This is a genomic window from Psychromonas arctica DSM 14288, from assembly GCF_000482725.1.
Lineage (GTDB): Bacteria > Pseudomonadota > Gammaproteobacteria > Enterobacterales > Psychromonadaceae > Psychromonas > Psychromonas arctica.
The window spans coordinates 1-11,947 of the sequence record NZ_KI519490.1 but is presented as its reverse complement, the minus strand read 5'-3'; the positions used below and the strand labels follow the sequence as shown (position 1 = coordinate 11,947).

7 protein-coding genes and 2 pseudogenes are annotated in these 11,947 nt (G+C 36.1%); 5 read left to right on the top strand and 4 right to left on the bottom strand.

The annotated features are described in order from the left end of the window. Positions 1-383 precede the first annotated feature (383 nt). Both H592_RS0120675 and H592_RS0120670 read left to right on the top strand, forming a co-directional pair. Positions 384-1,892, top strand: coding sequence for a phospholipase D family protein (locus tag H592_RS0120675; protein ID WP_211235699.1), 1,509 nt, complete (start codon positions 384-386; stop codon positions 1,890-1,892). Positions 1,893-2,026: 134 nt separating this feature from the next. Beyond that, on the top strand, positions 2,027-2,866 hold the full coding sequence (locus H592_RS0120670) for a hypothetical protein (RefSeq protein WP_028870438.1): 840 nt from the start codon (positions 2,027-2,029) through the stop codon (positions 2,864-2,866). Between the two features lie 78 nt (positions 2,867-2,944). On the opposite strand, the gene H592_RS0120665 is transcribed toward H592_RS0120670, so the two are convergent. The 3 genes from H592_RS0120665 to H592_RS0120655 form a co-directional block, all read right to left on the bottom strand. Then, the gene (locus H592_RS0120665; protein ID WP_028870437.1) at positions 2,945-3,634 is read right to left on the bottom strand and encodes an SIMPL domain-containing protein; all 690 of its coding nucleotides are present in this window, start codon (positions 3,632-3,634) and stop codon (positions 2,945-2,947) included. 580 nt (positions 3,635-4,214) lie between these two features. Then, positions 4,215-5,291, bottom strand: coding sequence for a class II fructose-bisphosphate aldolase (gene fbaA, locus H592_RS0120660; protein ID WP_028870436.1), 1,077 nt, complete (start codon positions 5,289-5,291; stop codon positions 4,215-4,217). A gap of 120 nt (positions 5,292-5,411) precedes the next feature. After that, entirely contained in the window at positions 5,412-6,584 is a 1,173-nt protein-coding gene (locus tag H592_RS0120655) for a phosphoglycerate kinase (RefSeq protein WP_028870435.1), read from the bottom strand. 531 nt (positions 6,585-7,115) lie between these two features. Here H592_RS0120655 and H592_RS0120650 point away from each other — a divergent pair. Further along, positions 7,116-9,380, top strand: a complete 2,265-nt coding sequence (locus tag H592_RS0120650; RefSeq protein WP_028870434.1) for a bifunctional diguanylate cyclase/phosphodiesterase — start codon at positions 7,116-7,118, stop codon at positions 9,378-9,380. Positions 9,381-9,410: 30 nt separating this feature from the next. On the opposite strand, the pseudogene H592_RS23060 reads toward H592_RS0120650, so the two are convergent. After that, a pseudogene (locus H592_RS23060) lies at positions 9,411-10,018 on the bottom strand (MarC family protein). Positions 10,019-10,479: 461 nt separating this feature from the next. On the opposite strand from H592_RS23060, the gene H592_RS24820 reads away from it, so the two are divergent. Continuing rightward, complete coding sequence (locus H592_RS24820; RefSeq protein ID WP_028870433.1) at positions 10,480-11,658, top strand: sensor histidine kinase; 1,179 nt, start codon at positions 10,480-10,482, stop codon at positions 11,656-11,658. Between the two features lie 79 nt (positions 11,659-11,737). Further along, positions 11,738-11,947, top strand: a pseudogene (locus tag H592_RS0120635) (IS4 family transposase); the annotation flags it as partial.

Below are 11,947 nucleotides of genomic sequence, written 5' to 3'. Positions count from 1 at the left end.
TGTTTTCAAAATAGCCAGTCATTTAAGGCTTTTTGGGAACACTTTAGCGCAAGTTATTTTGTAACAATTCCTAAGCCACAATTATTAATTTAATTGTGTTTTTTTGTATCTACTAGGAAGTGTCCTTGGTTAACTTTTAGTTTAAACCCAAAAAAATAGTACCTTCATTCAAGTTATCAAAGAGAAAATTAGCCATTTTTTTGTATCAGCGATAAAAGATATAATGGGTTTCACCCCTCCCTTCGACTAAAACGAACCAATCGATAATTAAAACAATAGAAAGCATTAAGTTTTTGTTATTATTTACGCGATAAATATAACCACTAGCGGGAAAGCCATTGTCATCATTCTCTTATTTGCATCATTTGAAAGTATTCAGCTTAATGATTAGTTTACTAGTCATGGTCGCTTGTACGCCTCCAGAGGAGCGCTTTCCAGCTGATCCTGAAGATTATTGTAAAGAGATTACTTTTCAACATAATACCTCTATTACAGAGCAACTTACCCCCTACTCGTCTTATATTAATAATAAAAAAACGGGTGTTTATGTATTAGAACAAGGCACAGAAGCGATGTTCACACGAGCTTGGTTAAGTGAACATGCTCAAAATACGATTGATGTGCAGTACTTTATTTTTTCTACTGACAATATTGGTTTGTTGGCCATCGATTATTTAGTACGCGCAGCTGATAGAGGCGTAAAAGTTCGCATTTTGGTCGATGATATTATGTTAGAGGCAAAAGGGGATGAATTATTAACCTTAAATGCTCATCCAAATATCAGTATTAAAATATATAACCCGCTGGCAAACGTTGGTAAAAATATCCTACAAAAGCTTACTAATCTGGTTACTGACTTCCATGGATTTAATCAACGTATGCATAATAAAACCTTTACAGTTGATAACTTAGTGTCAATAACAGGAGGTCGAAACGTCGCCGATGAATACTTTGGTTACGACCATCAATACAACTTTCGAGACAGAGATGCGTTGTTGGTGGGTGAAGCGCCAAAGCAAATAGAGCAATCATTTGAGCAGTTTTGGAAACATAAGTTAAGTGTGCCAGTCTCGGAATTATTAAGCGATGATAACAGCAATATAAAACCTAACTTTGAAAAGTTACATCAATATGCCTGTAACCCTAAAAACTTTTTACCGGAAGTCCGAGCACAAATAAAAGCCATGCCTGCTGCATTCAAACAGGCTGTTGAGTCAGGAGATGTGTATTGGTTAGATAATGTGGAATACGTTTCCGATGCACCAGGTAAAAATGATGCAGAGACATTTCTTTGCGGAAGCGGCATTGCAACAAATCGCTTAATCCAGTTAGTTGAACAAGCAAACACCTCAATTACCATACAAACACCGTACTTAATTAGCACTGATTTGAGCCAAGAGATCTTTAAGTCATTAGTCGCTAAAGGAGTGAAAATAAAAATATTAACCAATAGCCTTGCCTCAAACGACAACTTAGATGCTTTTAGTGGATACCAAAGAAGTCGAGAAGCATTATTACAAACAGGTATTCAAATTTTTGAATTTAAGCCTGATGCAAAAATCAGGCAAAAAGTCATGTCGCAAGAAATGCTAAGGCAATTAGATCAGCAACCTATTTTTGGCTTACATGCTAAATCAATGGTTATTGATGATCATTTAACAGTGATTGGCACTTTTAATTTAGATCCTCGTAGTGCCAATTTAAACACAGAAAGTATTGTTGTCATTCCTTCACATAGCGTTGCTGAAAAAGTAAAAGCCACGATGTTAGTGGAAATGCAGCCAGAAAATGCATGGCAAACAACCTTAGATTGGAATCCCGATCAAGAGGTTGATTTAAGTAAGCGCCTAAAAGTTAAAACACGCATGATTGTGCCGAAAAGTATTTTGTAGCATGGAAAGCCATCACATGAGAATAAATAACCTCACTGTTGCTTATTCTAGCGCTTATCGAGTAACGGTCACTACTGCCCCCGTATTCCTATTGCCTGGATTATTTCTCTCACATTATGTAAAGGTGCGCTGCAATGTTTTATGAAGGCACTGAGAAACGTTTAGTCATCAACACAAAAGGACTCAATCTTTTTGATTTTGAAGATGAGTTTTGGATAAAGTTAGTCGCACATTGTGGAGCTGAAGTATTATCAAGTATTCGTAATTCACAGGTAAAAGCTTACTTGCTTTCAGAATCCAGTTTATTTGTATGGAAAAATAAACTGATTTTAATTACCTGTGGTAATACACAATTAGTTAAAGCGGCCCTGTTTATTCAACAACAATTTACTAAACAACATATCAGCACCCTTATTTTTCAACGTCATCAAGCCTTAAAACCACAATTACAGCGTTCTAACTTCAAACAGGACACTCTGCTATTAGAAAAGCAGTTTAACGGCCAAAACATGCATTGGCGAGACGGCTATCAAGGGGATTTATTTGTATTTGGTGAGGTTTCATCAGGTAGCATAATAACGCAAAGTATTTATATGCTACATGGGTTAAATAGTGAGCTAGCAAAAACGTTACAAACTAACCCGTTAGACAAACAAACTATTTTAGCAGCATTAAAAATCAGATTATTGTTTGAGCCTCCATTTAAAGAAGATCCATTGCGTGAAAATTTGTTAATCGACCATTACAGCTTTAGCCCAAAAGGTTATTCATTGAATGCCATTTGTGGTGAAGATTATATCACCCTGCACTTAACCCCTGAGAAAATGAGTACTTACCTGAGTATTGAAACAAGCTTTGCAAAGGAAAGGTGTATCGACTTGATCAACCACTTACAGCAATTATTCCTGCCTAATGAAACCAAAAGCATGCATTTCAACTCACTGGCACAACAGTTAACTATTAGTATCGTTTAGCCGTTAAATGATGCCTTATAGTTTCTTATTGCAGGAAGCCCCTGCTTCCCACAGTCTTCATAACTTAAGATAAAGAGACTAAGGCTTTAATAAAAAGACTGTTTCTACACGTTCATTGATTTCAATCTGATTATTTTGATAGCTTGGTGCAACTTGATCACTTTCCATTGCTCGCATCAAAATAGGTTGAGCATTGTGGGTTTGGTAGTTAATCGAATACACATTACCTAAAGCGCTGTGGTAACTGTTGGCTAACCCTTCAGCTTTGCTAATAGAATCTTGTACAGCCATATCACGTGCTTTTATTTGCCACTGTAAGGGTTCTTTAAGTGAATAGTTAATTTGCCCAATATTTGAAATATCATTTTTCACTAAGATCTGTAATAACTTATTTAACTTTTCTACATCGTCTAATTGATAACTTAAATTACGTGTTGCTTTAATCCCGACTTGAGTACGTTTTTTCTCAATATACTCGTATTCAGGACGCAATTGCACATCGGCACGTGTTAGTAATGCTTGATCAAATCCACTTTTTTGTAATTGAGACAAGACTTGCTGTACTTGCTGATCCACCATTTGCTTTGCATTATCAGCATCATTTTCCATGGCAATAGCTTGAAACTCAATGCGCACAGTATCTGGTTTAACGTGTATTTTTGCATTGCCTGATACTGAAATATGAGGTTGATCAGGTAATGTTGCAGCCTGTCCGGATGCCGTTGCCGTTAACAAACAACCCAGCAAAATTATATTGATTATTTTCATCATTTCTCTCAGATTACGCAGCCAATTTTAAAGCTATATAATACCTAGATTCCTTTGATAATACCAAGCAGAGCGAGGCTTATTCTCTGCTTAATTAAAAATATTGATGAAAAGAATTAATCATTAAGTTATGGAGCCCCAAAACTACCTAAATAGTAAAAACGTAACCTGCGCATTAAACACGTTAGAGAGGTTGTTCCATAACAAGGTTAAGTTTTAATATCATACCGCTTATAAAAATCGACCGGCTTTCCCTTTCAACTTTAAGCCTTAACTTGAGCCTCAACATCAAGCAAAGCAGCTAGATAAGCTCTCTACTTTCATTAATTGCAGCATCACTTCATTCTCAATAACTTAATCTATGCTCAGAGAGTGAGGAAGGGGCAACCTAATGAGAATGGCATCATATGGACAAGTCATAGATTGTGATCGTGATAAGTTGGTAGGTTGGTGGTTGATAGGTTGATAGGTTGATAGGTTGATAGGTTGATAGGTTGAGATAAGTAAATTAATGGTAAAAAAAAGCCAGCAATTAAGCTGGCTCTATCTACTTATAAAGTTAACCTATAAAGCGGTTAAATTATAGTACGTCTACTGCATTAAGGTCAGAGAATGCTTTCTCTAAACGAGTAACCATTGATGCTTGACCTGCGCGTAACCAAACACGTGGATCGTAGTATTTCTTGTTAGGAGCATCTTCACCCGTTGGGTTACCGATTTGACCTTGTAAGAAATCACGGTTAGCCGCTTCGTAAACACGAACGCCATCCCAACATGCCCACTGTGTATCTGTATCGATATTCATTTTGATAACACCGTAACCGATAGACTCTTGGATTTCTGCTTCAGAAGAACCAGAACCACCGTGGAATACGAAGTTTAATGAGTTAGTAGGAAGGCCGTGTTTTTCAGAAACGAATTTTTGAGAATCACGTAAAATTGTTGGAGTCAGTTTAACGTTACCTGGCTTATATACACCGTGTACGTTACCGAAAGAAGCAGCGATAGTGAAACGTGGGCTGATTTTTGATAATTCAACGTATGCGTAATCAACTTCAGATGGTTGAGTGTAAAGTAAAGAATCATCCATATCTGAGTTATCAACGCCGTCTTCTTCGCCACCAGTACAACCTAGTTCGATTTCTAGTGTCATACCCATTTTAGCCATACGCGCTAGGTATTTACCACAGATTTCGATGTTTTCTTCTAATGGTTCTTCAGAAAGATCGATCATGTGAGAAGAGAATAATGGTTTACCTGTTTCTGCAAAATGTGCTTCAGAAGCATCTAATAATCCGTCGATCCATGGTAGTAATTTTTTAGCGGCGTGGTCAGTATGTAGAATAACTGGAACACCGTAAGCAGCAGCCATTGCGTGTACGTGCTTAGCACCAGAAACAGCACCTAAAACAGCTGCTTCTTGACCGTCAAGTTTAAGACCTTTACCAGCGTTAAATACAGCACCGCCGTTAGAGAATTGAATAACAACTGGCGCTTTAACTTTAGCAGCAGCTTCAAGTACAGCATTGATTGAATCTGAACCAACAACGTTTACCGCTGGAAGTGCAAATTTATGCTCTTTTGCAACAGCAAATACTTTTTGAAGATCATCACCAGTGATAACACCAGGTTGTACAACGTCTAAAATCTTAGTCATGAGATATACCCTATCTATTGTTTTAAATTAAAATCTGTTTCGTTTCGCGATTCTAAGACAATTATGTCACAAAGAATACGCATAAAAAAGCGAGATAAAATCTCGCTCTAAACATTTGAATTAATCGTTAGCTCGTAATTCTAACATTGCTACTGCCGGTAACTCTTTACCTTCAACAAACTCAAGGAAAGCACCGCCACCTGTAGAGATGTAAGAAACATCTGCAGTAATACCAAACTTGTCGATAGCCGCCAGCGTATCACCACCACCAGCAACAGAGAATGCATCTGATTCAGCAATCGCTTTAGAGATTCCAGCTGTACCTGCTTCAAAGTTTTTGAATTCGAACACGCCAACTGGGCCATTCCAAAGAATTGTTTTAGCACCTTTTAAGATAGTCGCTAATGCCGCCGTTGAATCTGGACCTAAGTCGAAAATCATATCGTCATCTTGTACGTCTGCAACATTTTTGATCACTGCTTCAGCATTTTCATCAAATGCTTTTGCACATGCAACGTCTGTAGCAACAGGGATTGCACATTCAACCATTAATTTTTTAGCTGTTTCAACTAAATCAGCTTCGTATAATGATTTACCAACATTGTGACCTTGTGCTGCGATAAATGTGTTCGCGATACCACCACCAACAACTAATTGGTCTGCAATTTTAGATAATGACTCTAATACTGTTAATTTAGTTGATACTTTAGAACCACCAACGATTGCAACTAATGGGCGAGCAGGGTTATCCATTGCTTTACCTAGTGCTTCTAGCTCTGCAGCTAATAAAGGACCAGCACAAGCAACAGGAGCAAATAGACCAGCACCGTTAGTAGAAGATTGAGCACGGTGAGCCGTACCAAATGCATCCATTACGTAAACATCACATAATGCAGCTAATTGCTTAGATAATGTTTCATCGTTTTTCTTCTCGCCTTTGTTGAAGCGAACATTTTCAAGTACAACCACTTCACCAGCATTAAGTTCTAAGCCATTTAAGTAGTCAGTTGCTAAACGCACTGGTACGTCTAGCGCTTCGTTTAAGTAATCAACAACAGGTTGTAGAGAGAACGCTGCGTTTTCTTCAGCAGACGCGCCTTCAGTTGGGCGACCTAAGTGTGACGTAATCATCACTTTAGCGCCTTTTTCTAAGGCTAATTTAATTGTTGGGATTGAAGCACGAATACGCGCATCTGATGTTACTTTGCCATCCTTAATTGGAACGTTAAGATCTTGACGGATAAATACACGTTTACCGGCTAAATCTAGATCAACCATTTTTTTTACTGACATGATGTGTCCTCTCATTTTATTTTGAAAACTATTTTTGAAATCATTTTAAAAACTTTTTTGAAAACTATTTTAAAAACTATAAAATTTCTTACCTATTCTCTACCGGCCCAATCGTTACCTAGATAGTGACAGGCTCTGCGTTGACGCAGTCTAAAATACAACATTATGTCGTTATATTCTGAATATCTGAGCGCATTATAAACCAAAGTGTTTGTTACATCGATCACAAATCGCAATGGTGTGTAATTTACCTTTTTAATGGGGTGGAGTGGTTTGATTTATATCATCTAAGTCAAACTTCTTTTAAAACGCTTAAAAAAACGACAGAAAGTCAGTTTATTTAATGGCACAAAAAGATATAATTCATTGCATTAAATGGGCTAAATAATGCAATAAGTAGATCCCCCCTACCCTAAATGATAAAAATGTGAATTTATCATCATGTTAATACTGCTAATTAGATGGTAAAATAACGCCTTATTATTTATATCAGTTATTTGCACACACAAAAGAAAAGAGTACCGTTAATTAATGAATATTATTCAGTTAATTCGACATACCTGGCGAATCTATTTTTGCCTAGTCGTGTTCACAACCATTCTGTTACTCACTACTGTATATGGTAAATATGATGAATTATTAACAAAAAGAAAATATGAACAACTGTATATAACCAAAATAGTTAAAGCGGATATCAATTCTTTATTATCCACCTACGAGTCTATATTAGATCTTATCAATGTCGGATTTAATGAAGACCATCAATTTAATCAATCGGTGTTACAAAAAATACTAAAGAAATCGGATTTAATAGCAGGTTTTGCTGTGTTTAATTTAGATGGTACTTTACGTACAAAAAGTGACAACCTTCCGCAAAAACTTTTTGAATTGAAAGGCCATCACTACGTTGAACAAGGCTTTTATGGTCCAGTCACCGCTGATAAGTTAATGATCAGCCGTCCTATTTTTTCACCTATCACTAAAAGATGGATCATCCCGATACGTAAAGCGTTGATTGATAAACAGGGATCAGTGACAGGTTTTTTATTTTCTGCGATTCTTATTAATAAATTGCAACCCAAGTGGCCCCAATCAAAATCCTTTGGCAACTCACTAATGCTGACTCTCGATCAAAGTTTTTATCGCCTTTTAGACACTGCAATGGGCACTGAAGAATACGCAGAGAATTTTTCAACTCCGTTTACAGAACAACATCGCGATGAAATAGAAAAAGAACTCAAGAAACAAAATTTAACGCTTGAAATGTTGCGTGATACAGAAGAAGTGGTTCAATTCGCTTTCAATAATAAAAATAAAGAGGAATTACATAGTTTATCCTTTGATAAACAATATCAATTCTGGACGCATGCTAGCCGCTCATTAACCAGTATTACCAACCCATTACTTTACACATCAGCCTATTACTACATTTTATATTTTATCTTTTTAGCGGTGATTTTTTTCCTCTTCAAATGGATAATCAGAATAGAACAAAATAAGTTAACAGAATTGACCTATAAAACAGAACATGATGATTTGACTGATTGTTATAATCGTTCTGTATTACCCCATTTAATCCACGATCTAACCAACGTAAAAAAACCATTTTCAATGTTATATATTGATTTAGATAACTTTAAAAACATTAACGACTCCTTTGGACACAAGTATGGGGACGCTTTATTAAAGGCAGTTAGTCTTCGAATTCAACAGAGTTTAACGGTGAAAAAAGGGAAGTCAGGTGATTTAATTCGCTATAGTGGTGACCAATTCATTTTATTAATAGAAATGGAAAATAAACAAAAAATATCTGATTTTGCTAAAAAACTACTTGATGATTTAGCTGAAATGCACTGTATTTTTAATCATAATTTATCTATTACTAGTTCAATAGGTATAGCCTGTTATCCACGCGATGCAAAACAGTTAGATACTTTAATAAGCTATGCTGAAAATAGCATGTTGATAGCGAAAAAAACCAAAAACCACTACCTTTTCTTTTCACAAGAGGTCCATCAACACCTGCTCAAACAAACGAAAATAGAACAAGCATTACGCTTTGCTATTGAAGAAAACGAAATCAGTCTCGTTTATCAACCGCAAATGGACACGTTCAATAAACTCTATGGCGTAGAAGCATTGGTTCGCTGGGAAAGTAAAACGTTAGGTGTTATAGCGCCGGATATTTTTATACCTATTGCAGAAAAAACAGGCTTAATGCCAGTCCTTGGCCAACACATAATGAACAGAGCTATGTATGAAATAAGTAGCTTACAACGCAAGTCAAAAACAACATTTGCTTTATCGATCAATGTTTCAGTGAGGCAGTTTGTACAGACAAATTTTTTTGAAGCATTAATTAAAAGTATTTTGTATTTTGGAGAGAAAAACCTACCCATTACAATCGAAATAACTGAAAGTTTATTTATTGAAAGCATTGATGTACTTCGCCCCATTTTTACTAAAATGAAAGATCATAATATTTCCTTAGCTTTAGACGATTTTGGCACAGGCTATTCCTCTCTTAGCATGCTTAGAGATGTGCCCATTGATCAATTAAAAATAGATAAAAGCTTTGTCCAAGACATCAACAAAAATAAAACAGATAAAGCGATGGTGAAAAGTATTATCGGTATGGGAAAAAACTTAAATATGCGAGTATTAGCAGAAGGCGTTGAAACCGCAGAGCATGCAGAGATCCTTGTGGAGTACGGATGTGATTTATTTCAAGGTTACCACTTCTCTAGAGCTTTACCGATCAAAGAGTTGGAGCTCTTTATTAAACAACGCCAATAAAGTGGTACAAATATTTATACGAGCAAAAAATTAAAGTAAAAAGTATTGCTTGATACCTGCTAGGACATTGGCCACCGCAACGGAGGCTAATATCATACCCATCACTCGGCTAATAAGGCTCGCACCAGCATTGCCAATAACACGATGTATTTGGCTCGCCGCTAACATCAGCAACATTGTAATCAACAAGACTAAGAGCATAATTAACGCGGTTTGAGTTTGCTCCCAAATACTATAACTTGAGTTTTCAGTTAATAAGACAATGCCTAACATCGCACCTGGGCTAGCAATTGATGGAGTCGCGATGGGGAAAATGGCAGCTTCATTTTGCTTGGCTGACATCTTACGTTCAATATCTGGTTTACTCTCTCCAAATATCATCGATAAAGCAAACAAAAACAGTACGATCCCCCCGCTATTTGAAAAGCAGAGAGAGGAATTTCAATAGAGGTCAGGATAAACTCGCCGGCGACCAAAAAGAAAAGCAAAATAACGGCTGAATAACCCGTCGCTTTTAACGCAACTTTACGTTTCTCTTTATGGTCAAAATGACTGGTAACAGCCATAAATACAGGAACCGTACCAATCGGGTCAATAACTGCAAACAAGAAAATAAAAGTTGCGACATAATCAATCATAATAATATTATTCCTGTTATATTTAATCCGTTTTGATAAATAATATATCATAAAATAATTACGCCAATCACATAATGAATACTCAATTCATAGAAAAATAAGCTCAATATTATAATGTTTAATCACAGAATTTATTAATTAGATCATGTACAACTGAAGTTAAAAGCCTACTATTAGCTATCAAGAGGCAAAAAACAGACATAAGTGACATTTTACGATGAATTGAGAGATTCCATTTATTACTAACTTAAAGTAATGAATGGCCTATAAAGACTGCCAAAAAAGTCAGCTATATTTGACTTTAATTGCAAAGCGGTTTTCAGAAAAGAACGCCATTATCACTACAGTTAACTCTAACATAATGATCTTTCGAGCATTCAGGACATACTACAGTAGCTACTATTAACATTAATCAGCCATTAATATTATTAAAAATGTGCTTAAAGAGGATCGAGGAAAACATGAAACTTTCAAAAGCATCTATTTATGTTTCCTTGTTTCTCTCACTGATCCTCTGCGCAAATTATTATGTCACTTTGGAAGTGAAAAAAGCTTACAACAACCTGATACAAACACAACAACATAGTAAAGCATCTATTAACCTCACCAATGGATTACAAGTAGAAACCAACGAGCTAGCGCAACTGGTTAGGCTTTTTATTTCTACCAGTGAAACACGTTATCTTTTTTATTATTACGATATTATTGCCATTCGAAATGGGACGAAACACGCACCTGAAAACTACATCCCGTCATTATATTGGGCAGACGTTATTGCCGAAAGAGAGTCTCACGCATCATTAGCAACGCAAGGAGGTATTTCGTTAACTACAAAAATGAAAGGGTTAGGCTTTACTCAGCAAGAATTGCTGTTACTGCAAGAGATTTTAAAGGCTCTAGAAACATTAAAAAATGTTGAGCAAATAGCCTTTGCCAGTACACAGGGGTTATATGACATTAACAATAATGAATATGTTTCTGACGGGGAGCCAAATTTAGATTATGCAAATAAGTTAATATACAGCAATACATATAATGCAGAAAAAGCCACACTCTCACATGCTTTATTCAATTTATCACAGCAAGTGCAAAAGCGAACCGACAACGCAATACAAGAAGCGAGCACACTGTTAAATACCTTAATAACAAAAGCGAGTATCGGTTTGTTATTGACCTTTCTACTTATTTTGCTTATTTATCTTTTATTTAGACAATTTATTTTAAACCCTATTAGTTTACTTTCAAAGGTCGCGGAATGTTTAGCATCAGGGCAATATTCTGCACGAGTTTCTAAAATGCGAGCCGCAGAAGAGTTATTAACTTTGGGAAAAACACTAGATCACATGTCCGAATCCATTGGCAAAGATATAGATAATAGAAACATAAGCCAAAAAAAATTAGAACATGCAAACCTAATTGTGCAGGAAGCAACACAAGCTAAGTCGATATTTCTAGCTAATATGAGCCATGAAATAAGAACGCCAATGAACGCGATTATTGGTATGGCGTACTTAGCATTGAATACCAAACTTTCTTCACAACAAGCGAATTACATAGAAACGATTCATAATGCAGGTCAATCTTTACTTAATACTCAAGTTTCGGGATTCAAAACAGATAATAAAACTAAAGTAACTTGATGATTTAAAATAGGTTGACGTCTCATTGTGGTAAAATACTTGTTATCTAGACAAAGTAAGAAACCACAAGAGACATCAAATGAATTCTGCCACAAAGCCCTTGAACTTACCATCATTAACCGCTGACTTACTTAACCAAAAAAACCTTAAAATTGATAACACATTTAGCTCAACATGGAAGAGCCTGCGTTTTAATACGATGTTACGTCAAGCTAAGTTTTCTAAACGCTCAGGCATACCAGCCAGTGATGTTGTTTATCTATTAATGCTTTGGGTTTGGCTAAAAGTA

Coding starts and splice junctions, on each gene's coding strand:
- H592_RS0120675 (WP_211235699.1), top strand. CDS start 384: ATGATTAGTTTACTAGTCATGGTCGCTTGTACGCCTCCAGAGGAGCGC.
- H592_RS0120670 (WP_028870438.1), top strand. CDS start 2,027: ATGTTTTATGAAGGCACTGAGAAACGTTTAGTCATCAACACAAAAGGA.
- H592_RS0120665 (WP_028870437.1), bottom strand. CDS start 3,634: ATGAAAATAATCAATATAATTTTGCTGGGTTGTTTGTTAACGGCAACG.
- fbaA (WP_028870436.1), bottom strand. CDS start 5,291: ATGACTAAGATTTTAGACGTTGTACAACCTGGTGTTATCACTGGTGAT.
- H592_RS0120655 (WP_028870435.1), bottom strand. CDS start 6,584: ATGTCAGTAAAAAAAATGGTTGATCTAGATTTAGCCGGTAAACGTGTA.
- H592_RS0120650 (WP_028870434.1), top strand. CDS start 7,116: ATGAATATTATTCAGTTAATTCGACATACCTGGCGAATCTATTTTTGC.
- H592_RS24820 (WP_028870433.1), top strand. CDS start 10,480: ATGAAACTTTCAAAAGCATCTATTTATGTTTCCTTGTTTCTCTCACTG.